15 protein-coding genes and 1 pseudogene are annotated in these 16977 nt (G+C 61.6%); 6 read left to right on the top strand and 10 right to left on the bottom strand.

Annotated elements, in window-relative coordinates; translation table 11 throughout:
• Positions 1-155: 155 nt before the first annotated feature.
• On the top strand, positions 156-656 hold the full coding sequence (locus tag ACP7AJ_RS02780; RefSeq protein ID WP_426058653.1) for an EamA family transporter: 501 nt from the start codon (positions 156-158) through the stop codon (positions 654-656).
• On the opposite strand, the gene ACP7AJ_RS02775 is transcribed toward ACP7AJ_RS02780, so the two are convergent.
• The 6 genes from ACP7AJ_RS02775 to pxpB form a co-directional block, all read right to left on the bottom strand.
• On the bottom strand, positions 653-1075 hold the full coding sequence (locus ACP7AJ_RS02775; RefSeq protein WP_426058652.1) for a BrxA/BrxB family bacilliredoxin: 423 nt from the start codon (positions 1073-1075) through the stop codon (positions 653-655). The genes ACP7AJ_RS02780 and ACP7AJ_RS02775 overlap by 4 nt on opposite strands.
• A 114-nt stretch (positions 1076-1189) precedes the next feature.
• Positions 1190-2779: a glycerol-3-phosphate dehydrogenase/oxidase gene (locus tag ACP7AJ_RS02770; RefSeq protein WP_426058651.1), complete on the bottom strand. Its 1590-nt coding sequence runs from the start codon at positions 2777-2779 to the stop codon at positions 1190-1192.
• 150 nt (positions 2780-2929) lie between these two features.
• Entirely contained in the window at positions 2930-4132 is a 1203-nt protein-coding gene (locus ACP7AJ_RS02765; protein ID WP_426058650.1) for an NRAMP family divalent metal transporter, read from the bottom strand.
• Positions 4129-4911 carry a LamB/YcsF family protein gene (locus ACP7AJ_RS02760; RefSeq protein WP_426058649.1) on the bottom strand — a complete coding sequence of 261 codons (783 nt, stop codon included), beginning with the start codon at positions 4909-4911 and terminating at the stop codon, positions 4129-4131. The genes ACP7AJ_RS02765 and ACP7AJ_RS02760 overlap by 4 nt, the downstream gene beginning before the upstream one ends.
• 127 nt (positions 4912-5038) lie before the next feature.
• Positions 5039-6052 carry a biotin-dependent carboxyltransferase family protein gene (locus ACP7AJ_RS02755; RefSeq protein WP_426058648.1) on the bottom strand — a complete coding sequence of 338 codons (1014 nt, stop codon included), beginning with the start codon at positions 6050-6052 and terminating at the stop codon, positions 5039-5041.
• Positions 6042-6785 carry a 5-oxoprolinase subunit PxpB gene (pxpB, locus tag ACP7AJ_RS02750; protein WP_426058647.1) on the bottom strand — a complete coding sequence of 248 codons (744 nt, stop codon included), beginning with the start codon at positions 6783-6785 and terminating at the stop codon, positions 6042-6044. The genes ACP7AJ_RS02755 and pxpB overlap by 11 nt, the downstream gene beginning before the upstream one ends.
• Before the next feature lie 95 nt (positions 6786-6880).
• Between pxpB and ACP7AJ_RS02745 the strand changes: the two genes are divergently transcribed.
• The 3 genes and pseudogenes from ACP7AJ_RS02745 (at position 6881) to ACP7AJ_RS02735 (ending at position 11309) form a co-directional block, all read left to right on the top strand.
• On the top strand, positions 6881-9481 hold the full coding sequence (locus ACP7AJ_RS02745) for a M1 family metallopeptidase (protein WP_426058646.1): 2601 nt from the start codon (positions 6881-6883) through the stop codon (positions 9479-9481).
• 173 nt (positions 9482-9654) lie between these two features.
• Positions 9655-10718: pseudogene (locus tag ACP7AJ_RS02740) on the top strand (glycoside hydrolase family 88/105 protein).
• A gap of 228 nt (positions 10719-10946) precedes the next feature.
• Positions 10947-11309 (top strand): hypothetical protein, encoded by a 363-nt coding sequence (locus ACP7AJ_RS02735; RefSeq protein ID WP_426058645.1) that lies wholly within the window; start codon positions 10947-10949, stop codon positions 11307-11309.
• A 55-nt stretch (positions 11310-11364) separates the two neighbouring features.
• Here the strand turns inward: ACP7AJ_RS02735 and ACP7AJ_RS02730 are convergent, their stop codons facing one another.
• Positions 11365-11910, bottom strand: a complete 546-nt coding sequence (locus ACP7AJ_RS02730; protein WP_426058644.1) for a GAF domain-containing protein — start codon at positions 11908-11910, stop codon at positions 11365-11367.
• A gap of 285 nt (positions 11911-12195) precedes the next feature.
• On the opposite strand from ACP7AJ_RS02730, the gene ACP7AJ_RS02725 reads away from it, so the two are divergent.
• Positions 12196-12630, top strand: coding sequence for a hypothetical protein (locus ACP7AJ_RS02725; RefSeq protein ID WP_426058643.1), 435 nt, complete (start codon positions 12196-12198; stop codon positions 12628-12630).
• 32 nt (positions 12631-12662) lie between these two features.
• Here the strand turns inward: ACP7AJ_RS02725 and ACP7AJ_RS02720 are convergent, their stop codons facing one another.
• From ACP7AJ_RS02720 to ACP7AJ_RS02710, 3 genes are all read right to left on the bottom strand, one after another.
• The gene (locus ACP7AJ_RS02720) at positions 12663-13187 is read right to left on the bottom strand and encodes a GNAT family N-acetyltransferase (protein WP_426058642.1); all 525 of its coding nucleotides are present in this window, start codon (positions 13185-13187) and stop codon (positions 12663-12665) included.
• 99 nt (positions 13188-13286) lie between these two features.
• Positions 13287-14858, bottom strand: a complete 1572-nt coding sequence (locus tag ACP7AJ_RS02715) for an ABC transporter permease/substrate-binding protein (RefSeq protein WP_426058641.1) — start codon at positions 14856-14858, stop codon at positions 13287-13289.
• The gene (locus ACP7AJ_RS02710) at positions 14846-15799 is read right to left on the bottom strand and encodes an ABC transporter ATP-binding protein (RefSeq protein ID WP_426058640.1); all 954 of its coding nucleotides are present in this window, start codon (positions 15797-15799) and stop codon (positions 14846-14848) included. The genes ACP7AJ_RS02715 and ACP7AJ_RS02710 overlap by 13 nt, the downstream gene beginning before the upstream one ends.
• Positions 15800-15948: 149 nt before the next feature.
• Here ACP7AJ_RS02710 and ACP7AJ_RS02705 point away from each other — a divergent pair, with 149 nt between their 5' ends.
• Positions 15949-16938, top strand: a complete 990-nt coding sequence (locus ACP7AJ_RS02705) for a DUF1028 domain-containing protein (protein ID WP_426058901.1) — start codon at positions 15949-15951, stop codon at positions 16936-16938.
• Positions 16939-16977 lie beyond the last annotated feature (39 nt).

Raw genomic sequence — 16977 nt, 5'->3', positions numbered from 1 at the left:
TTAGAAAAACGAAAAAGTCGGCTCCCACGGGGCCGACTTTTTCGTTGATGACAAAATGTTGGTTGAACTAAAAGCGTTTGAAACCATTGTTCCAAAGCAAGCGGAACCACAATAATCCGTTTTAATCCGTCGAAATCCGTTAAATCTGTGGTCCTGTGTGGATAGTCTTTGCCTTGATGGCAGCCCTGGTGTCTGCTACCGTTGTTACTCTCTCGAAATTTGGAGTCCGGAACGTGCCGCCCAGCCTGGCATTTGCAGTGCAGGCTGTTCTTATCCTGATTGTGTCGTGGGGCACGGTGCTCTGGCAGGGGCTGCTGCCAGATATTGGAAGGATTGAACGCCGGGACTGGGGCTTTCTGCTGGCGGCGGGCGTGCTCACGGCGGCTTCCTCGCTGCTGTCGTTTCGGGCGCTGTCGATGGGTGATGCGTCGAGGGTGTCGCCGTTAACCAATGTGGCACTGGTTTTTTCAGTGGTCCTGGCGGCGATATTTTTAAAAGAAAAGCTGACGTGGCAAGTAATGGCCGGCGCCACGCTTATGGCGTGCGGTGCCTTGCTCATTGCCACGGCCAAGCCCGCGGAGAAAGCGGAAAGAGGCAAAAAAAATGGTCGCTCCGAAACCGGAGCGACCATCTACGACACTACGCCGAGGGCTTAGCAATACTCTTCGAAAGCCCCTTGCAGGTTGTTCACGATGCGCATGGCGTCGGAACCTTCGATGTGGTAGCGCTCAATCATGTGCACCAGTTCACCGTCTTTGAACAAGGCGATGCAGGGCGACGAGGGAGGATAGGGCAAGAGGTGCTCGCGCATCTTGGCCACGGCTTCGGTTTCCATGCCGGCAAATACGGTCACGAGCTTGCCGGGCTTTTTATCGGCGCTGGCCAGGGCCATTTTCAGGGCGGGACGGGCCTTGGCGGCGGCACAGCCGCACACCGAGTTCACGGCCACCAGCACGGTGCCTTCGTTTGAGGCGAGGGCCGACTCTACTTCTTCGGGGGTCATCAGCTGCTCAAAACCAACCTCGGTGAGGTCTTGGCGGATGGGCGCCACCATGTATTCGGGATAAACTGCCATTGTCTTAATAGTTTAATAGGCGGCGGGGCCGCGTGTGGTACAAAAGTACGAACGGCTAAAGCATCTAGCGCCCCAGAAAGTTTCGGGCGCGCACGAGCCTTGGCCTTGCTTCAATCATGCTGTGAGCAGATATTGGCAGGCTACGACCTCAAACGCAGCCACCTGCCGCGCCTGCCATGCCTCGTCGAAGCCCAATTCCTGCGCTAGCAGGGCGGCCACAGTGGGAGCTGCGCGCATGGCCGCGGCAGCATCCAGAATCAGGACGCGCACGCGCCGCGCCAGCACGTCTTCGACCGTGCGTGCCAGTTCGTGGCGCGCAGCCCACACAACTTCGGCCTGCAGGAAATCCAGCGTATCATCGAGCTTATCGCCAAGCGCTGGACGCTCGGCGATAAGCTGCTCCAGTGCAACACGGGCGCTGCCGTAGTGGGCCAGAGGGGGATAAGGCGAAGCAGGGCTTGGCGTTGCCTCGGCTCCGTAAATGGGCATATGCGTGGTCTGGCTGCGGGCAGGCGGGAGTTGGGCCAGCGCAATGGCTTGGTCGACGGCATCTTGCCCCATGCGGCGGTACGTGGTCCACTTGCCGCCGGTGATGGTGATGAGCCCACTGGCCGACGCCACGATTTTATGGCTCCGCGAAATTTCTTTGGTTTTAGTGCTGCCGTTGGCCGAGGCAGCCAGCGGACGCAGGCCCACGAAGATGCTGAGTACGTCGGCGCGGGTGGGGGCGCGGGTGAGGTACCGGGCCGCAGTACGCAGCAGGAAATCAATTTCTTCCGGTTGTGCCTGGGGCTCCAGGGCCGCGGTGGGCACGGGAGTATCGGTGGTACCCAGCACTACGCGGCCCATCCACGGCACGGCAAAGAGCACACGGCCGTCTTCGGTGCTGGGAATCATGAGGGCGGCGGTGCCGGGCAGAAACACTTCGGGCAGCACCAAGTGCACGCCCTGGCTGGGCTGCACCAGCGGCCGGGCGCTAGGCTCGTCGAGCTGCCGAACCTCATCAACGAAGATGCCGGTGGCGTTGACTATTGCTTTGGCGCGCAACTCGTAGCTAAGGTCAGTTTCGTGGTCGGTGGCGCGCACGCCGCTTAGGCGCCCGGCGGCATCTTTCAGCAAGCTCCGCACGGCGCAATGGTTGAGGGCTGTGCCGCCGTGGTCAATGCAGGTTTGGGCCAGGTTCACGGCCAGGCGGGCGTCGTCGAACTGGCCGTCGAAGTACCGAACGCAACCGCGCAGGCCAGCAGGGCGCAGGTTGGGTAGGTGGCGCAGGGTTTCGGCTTTGCTCAAGTGCTCGGAAGGGCCGAGGCTTAGGCGCCCGGCCAGCAGGTCGTATAGCTTCAGTCCAAGGGTGTAGAATGGGCCGCCCCACCAATTATAGTTGGGAATAATAAACGACTGGCTGTGGCACAGATGCGGGGCGTTTTTTAGCAGAAGACCCCGCTCATACAATGCTTCGCGCACCAACCCAACATCACCCTGCGCGAGGTAGCGCACGCCGCCGTGCACTAGCTTGGTACTGCGGCTGCTGGTGCCTTTGGCGAAATCGACCTGCTCGAGCAGCAGGGTTTTATAGCCGCGGCTGATGCCGTCGAGGGCCACCCCCAACCCCGTGGCCCCGCCGCCGATGACAATCAGGTCCCAGATGGGTACGGCGTTGAGCTGCTGCAGCAGGGTTTCGCGGTGGTAGGGGTTGGCTTCCATTGGAGTAGAGAGTCTGAATAAAGCCGGAACGTTATGCTGAGTGCAGCCGAAACATCTCTGCAACGATAGTAATCAGTAGCTAATGCAACGAAGCGGTAGAGATGCTTTGACAAGCTCAGCATGACGTTCCGGCTTTCTGCTAATAATTCCTCACCGCAAAAACCCACCCAGCAAATCCACCAGCACCGGCACACTCAGCCAGCCCATCACCAGCACTACCACCCAGCCGGCAGCTAGCATCCATTTCGGGTGCTGGTACCCTTGCATTAGCTGCCGGTTGGTGGCTGCCACCAGCACTATGCCCAATGCTATTGGGAGTATAAGGCCGTTGACCGCGCCGGCGAAAACCAGCAGTTGCGTGGGCTTGCCTATCAGCACGAACACCACTGTCGAAAGCACGATAAACGCCGAAATCCACACCCGCTCGTAGCGCTCGAAAATCGGGTGGAAAGTCTTGAAAAAGGACACCGAAGTATAGGCCGCGCCCACCACCGATGAAATGGCAGCGCTCCAAAGAATCACTCCAAAAATGCGGAAGCCAATTTCGCCCGCCGCCGACCGGAACACGCTCGCCGCCGGGTTGTTGGGGTCGAGTACCGCTCCTTGCCTGAGCACCCCCACAATGGCCAGAAACAGCACAAACCGCATGATGGTAGAAATGACAATGCCGCTGATGGCACTGCGCGTGACCACTCCCTGCTGCGCGGGCCCCTTAATGCCCGCATCGAGCAGCCGGTGCGCGCCCGAAAACGTGATGTAGCCGCCCACCGTGCCGCCTACTATCGTGACGATGGCCGCCGCACTGATTTGCGTGGGCAGCAACGTGTGGTGCAGCGCCTGCAGCACCGGCGGGTGCGCGCTGAAGGCCACCCCCACCGTGAGCAGTATCATGCCCATGCCGAGAACCTTGGCGAAGCTGTCGAGCATCTTGCCAAACTCCCGCACCCAGAATAGCAGCAGCGCCACCCCGCAGCTAATCATCGCGCCCGTTTCGAATGACAGGCCCGTGAGCACGTTCAGGCCCAGGCCGCAGCCTGCTAAGTTGCCGATATTAAATGCAAAACCGCCCAGAATCACCATTGCGGCCAGGAAGTACCCCAAGCCCGGCAACATCTTGTTGGACAAATCTTGCGCCCGCAACTCGCTCACCGTGAGAATGCGCCAGGTGTTGAGCTGCGCGCCAATGTCTAGGATAACCGATACCAGAATCACAAACCCGAAGCTGGTGAGCAGTTGCTGGGTGAACACCGTGGTCTGGGTAAGGAATCCCGGCCCGATGGACGAATTGGCCATGAGGAAAGCCGCTCCCAGGCTGGCCCCGCCCCACCACTGGGCTTTTGGTAACGGCCTCATTTGGAGCTGGCGAAGTGGCCCGCTTGCAGTGTTACGCAGGCTTGGCGCAGGGCCCCGTGCAGGCGCTCGGCAAATTCCAGCGCGTGGGCGCCATCGCCGTGCAGGCACACGGTATCGGCCCGAATGGCCACATCGGTGCCCTGTTGGGTATGCACTCGGCCCTCCTGCACCATGCGGAGCACCTGGGCAATAGCCGCGTCGGCGCTGGTGATGAGGGCATCGGGCTGGCGACGCGGCGTGAGGGTGCCGCTGGCCTGATAGGTGCGGTCGATGAAGACTTCGTGGGCAGTTTTAAGGCCAATTTTCTCGCCGGCTTTGGTCAGTTCCGAGTTAGCCAGCCCGTAGAGCGTGAGCTCGGGCTGCACCTTGTACACCGCTTCGGCGATGGCTTCGGCCAGGGCGGCGTTGGTGGCCGCCATGTTGTAGAGCGCGCCGTGGGGCTTGAGGTGGTGGAGCTGCCCGCCTTCGGCCCGCACGACAGCCGTGATGGCGCCAAGCTGGTACACGGTCATATCAAATGCCTCCTCGGCGGAAATGGCCATGTCGCGCCGGCCAAATCCTACCAGGTCGGGCAAGCCGGGATGGGCGCCGATGGCCACTTTGTGGCGCAGGGCCAGGCGCACGGTTTGCTTCATCACGGCCGGGTCGCCGGCGTGGAAACCGCAGGCAATATTAGCGGAGGTAATGAAAGGCATCAGGGCTGCGTCGTTGCCTATGGTCCAGGCGCCAAAGCTTTCGCCCATGTCGCAGTTTAAGTCAACGGTAGGAGTTGGGGGCATAGAGTGGAATAGAATCAGTTTTGAACGGTGTGGAAACGCATAATTGCGTCTCGGCGAAGAACGCTCGAACGATAGATTAGCCAGCCGGTCCCTATCGGTGCGGACTACGAGACGCAAATATGCGTCTCTACATCGTTCCTAATACTTTCATTGCAACAGCCCGCTGCAACTCGTGCAACCGCCGTTCCTGCGCAAGGTACAGCGTCTGCGCCTCGGCCAATGCCACTTCCTGAAAATGGATGGCCTGTCCCGGCAGCACCTGCGCCAAAGCCGAAAAATCGACTGAGATAACCTGGGCAATCCGAGGATAACCGCCGGTGGTTTGGTGGTCAGCCATGAGCACGATGGGTTGCCCGCTGGTTGGCACTTGCACCGTGCCAAAGGTGACGGCAGTAGACAGCAATTCGGCATCTGTATGGCGGCTCAAAGTATGCCCTTGCAGCCGGTAGCCCATGCGGTCGGCTTCCGTGGTCACCGTGTAAGGCTGCTGCCAGAAATTACGCTGGCTTTCCTCTGAAAACTGCTCGTATTCCGGACCGCGAATGGCCCGAATTATTGGGCGCGGCCGAGGCTTGGGGCACAGTTCTGGCTGCGGGGTCCAGCGGGCTTGCTGCCAGGTTGCAGCTGATTCATTTGAAGCAAGGTTTTGCATGAGCTTTTGGCCTGTGACAGTAGGGCCGGCGCAGGGAATACTATCACCAACTTGCAGGGCTCGGCCGTGCAGCCCGCCGAAGCCCGCACGCAGGTAAGTGGCGTGGCTGCCGAGCACCGGCGCCAGGGCAAACCCTCCCGACACAGCGAGGCAGGCCCTGCTGCCCGCTATGGGCGTCCCAAAGGCCAGCTCCGTGCCGGCCGTCACCCACACGGGACGGTGCAAGCCCATAGGTTGGCCGTTGAGGGAAGGAGATACGTGGGCGCCGGCGAGGGCAATGAGGCAGTTGGTTTCGAAGCGAATTCTGGGGCCCATCAGGGTGACTTCCAGGCCGGCGGTGTTCTCGGGATTGCCCACCAGCAGGTTGGCTACCCGCAGGGCCGTGGCGTCCATGGCGCCGCTCACCACGATGCCGTCTTTCTGGTAGCCGTGCCGGCCAAGGTCTTGCACGGTGGTGAGCAGGCCGGGGCGAAGAATGCTAAGACTCATGCTGCTGGCGGCTATGGTATTCGGCTTCGCTAATGGTCACGAAGCGCAGCTTTTGACCGGCCTGGAGCAGGCTGGGCGTGTTCCAGGCCGGATTGAAGAGCTGCAACGGCGTGCGGCCGATGAGCTGCCAACCGCCGGGCGTGGGCAGGGAATAAACCCCAGTCTGCGGGCCGGCAATACCAACGGAGCCGGCTGGCACCAAGGGTCGCGGCTGGGATTTGCGCGGCGTGGCCAGTTGCGCATCCAGGCCGCCCAGATAGGGGAAACCGGGCGCGAAGCCAATCATGTGCACCAAGTAATCGGGTGCCGAATGCCGGGCAATTACTTCGTCTGACGACAGCCCCGTGTGCTGGGCCACAAACGCTAAATCGGGCCCAAACGCCCCGCCGTAGTAAACTGGGATTTCAACCGTGGTGGCTTCCACCGCTGCTTCGGTAGCCTGAGCCGCGGGCAGTAGGCGCCGCAGGATTTCCGAAGCTCGCTCGTAGGGCTGCTGGCCGGTATCGCTCAACAGCCAAGGGTCGTAGTACACCGTTAGGGTGGTGAAGGCGGGCACGTATTCGCGCAGACCCATAAACGGATGTAGGGCCAAGTAGGCGCTCACGGCCTGAATGGCGCGGTGGGTAGCCGCACTAATGCAGTCACCAAATTCGAGCACAATGGCCGCGTCTCCGAGCGGGAACAGCCGCACGTTGGGAGGCAAAGCAGACAGTGGGTCGGGGACGTTTCTCATGTGCTGGCGGTTACTTTTGGTATTCTCTGCACTGGAACCTCCTGATGAATTTTAGCTTCCGTAAATATGGCAGGGCTGGCGCTTTTGCGCTTGCCGTGCTCACTGCCGCCTGCCAGCGCCAACCTGTATCCCGCCCTGCCGCGGTGCCCGCGACTGCCGAGGCTGGTGCTGCCGATGTTGCCCTGCCGCCTGTGACCACCGGCGTTTCCGAAGCCCTCGCTATTGAGCGCAAAAAGAACATCAGCCGCGTGGCCTATGACCTCAATCTGACCATTCCGGCTCAGAAAACCAAGCCCATTGCCGTGGTCGAGTCCGTGGCCTTCACCCTGCGCGACAACCAGCAGCCGGTGCAACTTGATTTCAAAGCACCTACCGCCAACCTGCAAAGCCTGACCGTGAACGGCCAGCCTGTGCCCCTCGACCACCGCAAGGAGCACCTCGTGCTGCCCGCCGCCGCCCTGAAACCCGGCCGCAACGTGGCTGAAATTCGCTTAAACGCCGGAGAGCAATCGCTGAACCGCAACGCCGATTACCTCTACACGCTGCTCGTGCCCGACCGCGCCCGCACCGTGTTCCCGGTGTTCGACCAGCCCAACTTGAAGGCCACTTTTAAACTACAACTCACCTTGCCAAAAGACTGGCAGGCAATGACGAATGCGCCTTTAGTTGACTCAGCAGCGCACTCCCTCGACGGCACATTGCCAGGGTTCAAAACCTATATATTCGCCACGTCCGACAGCATCAGCACCTACCTGTTTTCGTTCGCGGCGGGCAAATTCACGCGCCTCACCCGGCAGATGAACGGCCGCCCCATGACCCTGCTGCACCGCGAAACCGACCCGTCCAAGCTGCGCCTCAGCCTCGGGCCCATCTTTCAGCTGCACGCCGATGCGCTGCAGTTCATGGAGCAGTACACGGGCATCCCGTACCCGTTTCAGAAGTTTGATTTCGTGTCGATTCCTGACTTTCAGTACGGTGGCATGGAGCACGTGGGCGCTATCGATTACAAGGCCTCGACGCTGTTTCTGGACGAGGGCGCCACGCAGGACCAGCTGCTGGCCCGCTCCAGCCTGGTGGCCCACGAAACGGCTCACATGTGGTTTGGCGACCTCGTGACCATGCAGTGGTTCAACGACGTGTGGATGAAGGAGGTATTTGCCAATTTCATGGCCGATAAAGTGACGCAGGTGGCCGTCAAGAATTCAAACTACGACCTCAAGTTCGTCATCGACCACTACCCCGCCGCCTACGGTATTGACCGCACGGCGGGGGCCAACCCCATCCGCCAGCCGCTGGCCAACCTGCAGGACGCGGGCTCCCTCTACGGCAACATCATCTACCACAAAGCGCCCATCATGATGCGGCAGCTCGAGCGGCTGATGGGCCCAGCCGCCTTCCAGCAGGGCCTGCAGGAGTATTTGCGGAAGTACTCGAACAGCAACGCCACCTGGCCCGACCTCATCGACATTCTGGACGCCCGTACCCCCGCCGACCTGCAGGCCTGGAACCAGGTGTGGGTGAACCAGCCCGGCCGTCCCGTCTTCAGCCACGAGCTGAAAATCAGCGCTGGCAAAATCACGCAACTCACCCTCACCCAGCAGGCAGAAGATGCCTCCGACCGCCTCTGGCCCCAGCTTTTTGAAGTGCTGCTGGTGTACCCCGGCGGCCGCACCAAGGAGCTTTTCGTGAACATGAGCGAGCGGGCCGTATCGCTGCCCCAGGCTGTGGGCCAGCCAGCTCCCAGCTATATCCTGTTCAACTCCACGGGCCTGGGCTACGGCGTATTTCCAGTAGCTCGGCAGCTCACAGCTCAGCTGGCCACGCTAAAGAACCCCGTGGCCCGAGCCGCCGCCTACGTCAACCTTTATGAGAACATGCTCAACGGCCAGGTCATCAAGCCGCAGGAGCTGCTCACGGTCTACCGTCAGGCCCTCACCCGCGAGCCCGAAGAGCTGAACCTGAAGCTGCTTACGGGCCAGGCCAGCGACATTTTCTGGCACTTCCTTAGCCCGGCCCAGCGGCTGGCCGTGGTGCCCGATTTAGAGAAAGACATTTGGGCTGCGCTGCAAAAAAACCCGGCTGCTAATTCCAAAAAGCTGCTATTCAAAACGTATCAGTCCATCGCTCTTACCCCGCCCGCGCAAGCCGGCCTCTACCAAATCTGGCAATCGGAAAAGGCCCCCGCCGGTGTGAAGCTGACCGAGGACGACTACACCGCCCTGGCCCTGGCGCTGGCCGTGCGCGACTACGCTGCGCCGCAGCCCGTTTTACCCCAGCAGCTCGCCCGCATCAAAAATGTGGACCGCCGCCGCCGCTTAGAATTCCTGATGCCCGCCCTGGCGCCCGACGCTGCCACCCGGGATACCTTCTTTGCCTCCCTGGCCGACGACAAGAACCGCGAAAAGGAAGCCTGGGTCACGGCCGCGCTCAGCTACCTGCACCACCCGCTGCGCCACGCTACTTCCGAAAAATACCTGTCCCAGAGCCTGGAGCTGCTGGAGGAAATCCAGCTCACGGGTGACATCTTTTTTCCATATTCCTGGCTGCAGGCCTCGCTGGGCTCTTACCAAACTGCTGGCGCCGCCACCATCGTGCGCGCCTTTCTGCAAGCCCACCCCGACTACAACCCCAAGCTGCGCGCCAAGCTGCTGCAAGCTTCAGACGACCTGTTTCGGGCTGAAAAGCTGGTGCGATGAATTACAACAAGGCAGGCACATGCCCACCCAGAAATTGGCGGCACAGCGCAAGAGATTTTTAAGCCCTGCTGTTCCTCCGTGTAAAAAGGTGAGCAACGAGCCCCGATTCGCTGGCCGAGTTTCCGGGCAAGCCCGTGAAGTGGAATTACGGGCAGGGCGTGGTGTTGGAAGGGATGAAAGGCTTGTGGGAGCGCACGGGCGCCCCGCAGTACTTCGATTACATTCAGAAAAGCATCAATTTTTTCGTGCAGCCGGACGGCAGCATTCGAAAATACTGGCTGGCCGACTACAACATCGATGGGGTAAAAAACGGCACCCTGATGCTGTTTCTGTACCAGCAAACCCACCAGCCCAAGTACCTCAAAGCCGCCGCTGCCTTGCGGGAGCAGCTAAAAGGCCACCCGCGCAACCCCGATGGCGGCTTTTGGCACAAGCAAGTGTACCCGCGCCAGATGTGGCTTGATGGCCTCTACATGGGGCAACCCTTCTACGCGCAGTACGCGGCCCTCACCCACGAAGCGGCGGCCTTCAACGACGTGGCCCGGCAGTTCATCCTCATGGAACAGCACGCCCGCGGCCCCAAAACCGGCCTGCTCTACCACGGCTACGACGCGCGCCAGCAGCGCTGGGCCAACCCCCGAACCGGGCAATCGCCTCATTTCTGGGGCCGGGCCCTGGGGTGGTACGCTGCCGGGCTGGTTGAGGCGCTCGACTACTTCCCCGCCCATCACCCCAAGCGCGATTCCCCAGTCGCTATTTTAGGTCGCTTGGCCGCGGCGGCGCAACGGTACCAAGACCCCACAGTAGCCTCTGGTACCAGGTACTGGACCAAGGTACCGCGCCGGGGAACTACCCGGAGGCGTCTGCGTCGTGTTTGTTGACACACGCCCTGGCCAAGGGCGTGCGACAAGGGCACTTGCCGCCCCGCTACCTAGCCACGGCGACGAAGGCCTCCCAAGGCATCGTTCAGCGGTTCATCGAAACCGGTGCGCACGGACAGGTGAACCTGACCGGCACCGTGGCCGTGGCGGGCCTGGGCAGCCAACCCTACCGGGACGGCAGCTACGACTACTACACCCACGAGCCTATCAAAACCAACGACATCAGGGGCATGGGCGCGTTTATCCTCGCGGGCAACGAGTTGGAACGGGTCACCCAAACAACCAAGCGCCCGCGGACCCTTCCTAAAATAGGCGCCCGTAAAAGGCCCACCCCAAGTAATATGAAAGGGAAATAGCCCGTGCCGGCGCGACGCTGTCATACGAGGAAGCCGGTTACGCCCCCGGTGCTGCTGCGACCCGGCCCTTCTTTCGACCGCCGCCTGTGGGTTCCGCAATGTACGGCACTCTAAATCTTAAGCCTGAAGGGGGCGTTCAGGGGAAACGGTCGAAAAGCGAGACGAGCGTATTTCAGTACTTTGCTTGCCCTCTCTCCATGCGACAACGGGACCTTATTTTTATTCTCTATGCTCATGCCCACCCCGGAGTATGTGTTTGCGTCTGCGATGTTCGTCGGGTATTTCGATTATGCGGTTTTCTGCCTGTTGGCGGGGGCTAGCGTCTGGCGTGCGCGGCGCGGGGTCTCCCTTTCGCTCGGTGATTGGTCCACTCTAGCCGTTGCGCTCGTCTTTTGCCTCCTCCTGCCCCTGCTCTCCATCTCGGTGGAAATCGACCGCACCCGCCGGCCGCCGGGGGTGCCCGTTGATGCGTTCGAACTGCTGTACACCTACCTGCGATTCCCCCTGTACTGGGCCTTATTCGCCTTGCAGCTCCTCTTCTGGAGGTTTTACCGTCCCAGTAAAGGCCGATGTCTACCACCAGAGCATTAAGCCCTAACTCAGCAGAGGGCGTCCCCGGAAACGGTGGTTATGCTACGCTTAAATATCAGCCGTCCTCCCCATCCGGTTTCCCCGCCTCCACATACCGCTGCACAACCGGCAGAAACAGCGGCACCGCCTCCTCCACGTACTCCCGCTCGGCGGCAGTCCAGTGGCGGGGGTGGCCGAAGACGCAGGGCTGCAGAATGCCCCACAGCTGCTCGCCTTCGGTGATGTGGGCGTGGACCAGGGCGCGGTGGCCGAAGGTGCGTCGCTCGAATTTCTGGTTGAGCACGTCGGGGCCGGCTTCGGTTACGTCATCGACAAATACCGAGGGCTGAGCGGCCAGGGCGGCGCGAAAGAGCGGGTCCTCTTTGAGGAGGTCGCCGGTGTCAGCTTGCCAGTCGTGGCGTGGGTCGGGCACGGCCTCATCGAGGCGCCAGACTAGGGCAATGCGGCCACGGCCCTGCGCTGGGTCGCGCACGTAGAGAAAGCAGCGGTCGGCGCGCAGGTGCTGGCCTACCAGCTCAAGGGCTCGTTGCAGGGCTTCAGCGGGCAGGGTGCTGGCATTTTGCAGGGCGGTTTCTAAGTCGGAAAGAGGAGTGCTGGTCATGGATTTGAGTTGATGAGGTGGTGCGCTGGCATCTGTTGCCTTCGCTTGCGGGCGCTATTCTCTGTACGACTTTACTCCCGAGCAAGCGTTCCGTTTTCTACTACGTGAAGCGGACGTTTTCCAGTGCGAGGCTGGCTCGGTTTTCGTACCCTAGTTTTTCATGCGAAGGCTGCCGCTTGCAGCGTCTGCCAGGAATATCAGCGAGTGCACGCAACCTTTGGTGCTATGCAGCGGTCAACGTCGCAGCTCCCCAATCCCAGCTTACCACGCCACACCATACGTCTCATGAAACTACTCTTTGTTTTAACTGCCTTCGTGTGGTGCCTTGCGGGCTGCCAGAAAGATGACTCTGCTGCTCCGCTCATCGATGCGCCCTTCGACCAGCAGGTGACCCTACGGCAGCAGCAAAGCGGAGCCTTCCCCAACCAGCGGATGCCGGAGCTCACCGTCAAAGTAGAAGGTGTGAACGACAGCCGTTGCCCCCAAGACGTGGTTTGCGCGTGGGGAGGCGTTGCCGAAGTAGTGCTCAGCATCCAGGCAGCAGATGGGTCGAGCCAGACACTCAAGTTGGTTTTGTCTGGTGTCAGCGCTGATGCGCAAGGCATGGTGCAAGCCAATGACCGCGGCTACTTGGTAGTGCTCCACGACGTGACGCCCTACCCAAAAACAACCGCGGCTCAACAGCCGAAAAGCATCGTACTGAGTGTGCAGCGGAACTAAGGGCAGCCTTCAGCGACGCAACTTCAAACACCTCAGGCCAGCGGTTTTTCCAGCACCAGCAGCGTCAAAGGGTGCTTGGGAATGCCGTAGCGCGGGTCGGTGGGAAAGGGCTCGGTGGCGCCAGTCTGGCGGTAGCCCAGCCGCTCGTAGAAAGCAATAAGCTCGGGACGCACGGAAATAACGGTCATTTTGCTCACGGCACAGCCGTGCTGACGGCCGTAGTTTTCGGCGGCCCGAATGAGGAATTTGCCCACGCCCCGGCCTTGCCCAGTGGGCGCTACGGCCAGCATGCCCAGGTACATTTTGTTCCCGGTGGGGTGGGTGTAGAAGCTGCCCAACAGCTCGTCGTTTTCTCCGAGGCAGAGCAGCATAGCGGCCTCGGGCACGCCCAGCATGTCCCGAATGCCTTCTTCGTCAATGCGCTGGCCATCGAGCAGGTGGGCTTCGGTGGTCCAGCCCTGGCGGGAGGAGTCGCCGCGGTAGGCGCTGTTTACGAGAGCCGTAAGGCGCGGGGCGTCGGCAAGGGTGGCAGTAGCAAGGCGGAACGGAGAAGTCATGGGTCAAAAATAAGGTTGCTCGCCAGACGGGAATAAAAAGAACGTCATGCTGAGAGAACGTCATGCTCATCTGGTGTCCCGCTTGCCGGTTCATTTGGGTTACTGCCGCAAGTACTGCCCTAGCTCCGACACCGAGGTAATGCCCAACTCCTGCGCCTGCCGCTGCCGCATGAGCAGGGCATAAGTATTATTGAAGCCCAGCGGAGCCAGCCACTCCAGGTTGTAGCGGCTGCGGAACTCTTGGCGAACATAATTGAGCACTGCCTCGGGCCGGCCGCCCAGCGAATCGACCACGGCGGGCGTGGGTTGGAGCAGTACGAGCAAGCCCGTGCCAGTGTATTCGGGGTACATATCAATGGCGCCGTCGCGCAACGCATCGAAGCAGATGGTGGTGCCGCCGAGGCCGGTTTTGGTTTGCACGGTCAGGTTGGTATTGCCGCGGATGAGGGCGGCGTACAGCTCGGCCAGAATGTATTGCTCGGCAAAAATCTTGGAGCCCAGGCGCACGACCGGGGCGTTTTCAACGGCCGGCCGGGGCGCCCGCCACAGCCCGCGCCGCCGCAAAAAAGCTTCGGCAATAACCTGGGGCGACTGGTGCAGGTAGTCGGCGCGGTAGTTCAGGTTGGTCATTACCGAATCCGATATCTGCCCATCGAGCTGGCCGAGCACGGCGGCCAACTCGGGGTGCTCGCGCAACAGAGCGGGGCGTACAACGGGCGCCGCGTAGTAGGGCGGAAATACGTGCTGGTCGTCGTGCAGCACGCGCAGGTTGTAGGCCCGGATGCGACCGTCGGTGGAGTAGCCGTCGATGACGTCGACATTGGCGTTGCGGGCAGCTTCGTACACCAGCGCGGGCGCCAGCACCACGTTGGGCAGGTGCGTGAGGCCGTAGGTCTTGGTGAGGCCGGGCAGCCCATCAGCCCGGCCCACAAACTCGGGGCTGAAGCCAGCCAGCAGCTTGCCCGTGGCGCGGGGCAGCAGGTAGAGCGAGCCCAGCAGCGGCAGCGCCACCAGCAGCGCCCTGCCCACTTGCCTGAGGCGGCGGGCGCTCAGCTTTTGCACCGCGCCCAGTGCCGCATCAAATGCCAGGGCCAGGCCGGCAGCGGGCAGCGCCCCGGCCAGAATCATGGCGGGGTTATTTAAGGCAATGCCGCCAAAAATAAACTCACCCAGCCCGCCCGCCGCTACGTAGGCTGCCAGGGTGGCTACACCCACGTTTATTACCGTGGCGGTACGAATGCCGGCCATGAGCACCGGCAGCGCCAGGGGCAATTCTACTCGGCGCAGCACTTGGCCGTCGGTCAGGCCCAGGCCGCGGGCCGCTTCCACCACGGCCGGCGCCACGCCCTGAATGCCCGTCAGCGTGTTGCGAATAATGGGCAGCAGCGAGTACAGAAACAGCGCAAAAATGGCTGGCTTCGGCCCAATGCCCAGCAAGGGAATCAGAAAGCCGAGCAGGGCGATGCTGGGCACCGTTTGCAGCACGCCGGCCAGGCCCAGCACCGCCGGGGCCCAGCGCGGCCGGCGCGACAGCCACAAGCCCACGGGCACGCCCAGCAGCACGGCCAGCAGCAGCGAAGCCGCCGTCAGGCCGATGTGCTGCAGCGTTTGCTCGCCGAGCTTGTCGGCCTGCTCGCGCCAAAAGGTGAACAGCGCCGCTAGCGTTTCCATACTTCCTCCTCCCGTTGCAAAGCCCACCCGAAAGCAGCCATAAGTTCCGCTACGCTGAAGTGAGCCGAGGCGCCAGCATCAGCAGCGCTGGTCAGGGCTTCGAGGGCCTCGTGCACCGTGGTTTCAGCAGTCAAAGGCAGATGGGCCTGCCCGCTGTCTTGCATTCCTGCATCCTCAGCAAAAACATTGCCCAGCGTGAGGGTGCGCAGCTGCAAGGCAAGCCGCTCGGCGGCAAAAAACCGGCGCACAAAATCATTGGCCGGCCGAAACAGCAGCTCTCGGGGCGTTCCCGACTGCTGCACCCGGCCGGCATCAAGCAGCAGAATTCGGTCGGCTAGCTCGAAGGCTTCGGTGACGTCGTGGGTAACGAGCACCACCGTTTTGCTGCGTAATTCCTCAAGCTCGCGAAACTCTCGGCGGATGCTGGCGCGTGTCAGCGGGTCGAGGGCGCCAAAGGGTTCGTCGAGCAGCACAATGGGCGGGTCGGCTGCCAGGGCGCGGGCCAGCCCCACGCGTTGCTGCTGCCCACCCGAAAGCTGGTGCGGCAGCTGCGCCGCATAGCGCTCGGGCGGCAGGTGCAGGCGGGTGAGCAGCGCCGTGGTACGTGCATGGATGGCGGCCGGGGCGTGCCCAAGCAGGCGCGGCACCACGGCCACGTTTTCGGCCACGGTGTAGTGCGGCAGCAGGCCCACTTGCTGAATAACGTAGCCGATGCCACGGCGCAGTGTTTCGGGCCGCTGGCTGAGAATGTTCTGGCCATTGATTTCCACCGTGCCACTGTCCGGCTCAATCAAGCGGTTGAGCATCTGGAGCAGGGTGGTTTTGCCGCAGCCGCTGGGGCCGAGCAACACCAGTGTTTCGCCGGCCGCCAACTCAAACGAAATGTCCTGCACTACGGCATGCGCTCCGAAGCGTTTGCTGAGGTGAGAAACGCGAATCATGGGCGGTTGAGTTGGGGGCATAAGGAGTAGCTGGAGCAAGGTAAACTCAGCACATCGATTTGGGTTTGCAGCGCACCAGTTCAACCATAGAAGCACTGTTGCTACCTTCGGTCGCTGTCTTCCACTCATCTCTCTTCCCGGCTATGCTTCTGAAATATCTGTTGTCACTCTTGTTGCTTGCGCTGCTGCACCTGCCCGCTGCTGCTCAATTCTATTCGGCTACCGACCCGCTGGCCCATACATTCAGCATTGTGGCCCGCGACCCTGCCACCGGCGAAATGGCCGTGGCTGTGCAAAGCCACTGGTTTTCGGTGGGCACCTCGGTGAGCTGGGGCGAGGCCGGCGTGGGCGTGGTGGCCACGCAATCTTTTACCAATAAGTCGTTCGGCCTGCGCGGGCTGGCCCTACTGAAAAGTGGTAAATCGGCCCAGCAGGCGATAGACGAGCTGTTATCCAACGACGAAGGTCGCGACGTGCGGCAAGTCGCCATCCTCGACAACCAGGGCCGCGTGGCCGTGCACACCGGCCAAAAATGCGTCGACAAGGCGGGCCACATCGCTGGCAACCAGTTTTCGGTACAGGCCAACATGATGCTCTCCGATAAAGTATGGCCCGCTATGGCCAAGGCTTTCGAGCAAAACGCCAAGCTGCCCTTGGCCGAGCGGGTGCTGGCTGCCCTCGACGCCGCCGAAGCCCAGGGCGGCGACATCCGTGGCCGGCAATCGGCCGCGCTGCTGGTGGTGCGCGGCACCGCCACCGAAGGCCCCTGGGCCGACCGCCTCGTGGACCTGCGCGTGGACGACAGCGCCGCCCCGCTCCCTGAGCTGCGCCGCCTCCTAAGCCTGCACCGCGCCTACGAGCACATGAACGCCGGCGACCTCGCCGTAGAGAAAAACGACATGCCCAAGGCCATCAAGGAGTATGAGGCCGCGGAAAAGATGTTTCCCAATAATCTGGAAATGAAGTATTGGCACGCCATCACCCTCGCCAATAAGCAGCAAGTACCGGCCGCCATGGCCCTGCTCCGCCCCATCTTTAAGCAGGAGCCCAACTGGCGCGTGCTCACCGAGCGCCTGCCCAAAGTGGGCCTATTGACGGTGACTGATGCCGAGCTGAAACAGATTCTAGCCTTGAAATAGCCTAGCACTTCAAGCAGAAAAGATAGGCCGTCATGCCGA

Source organism: Hymenobacter sp. B1770 (genome assembly GCF_049896385.1).
Lineage (GTDB): Bacteria > Bacteroidota > Bacteroidia > Cytophagales > Hymenobacteraceae > Hymenobacter.
This window is presented reverse-complemented; position numbering and strand designations above follow the sequence as displayed.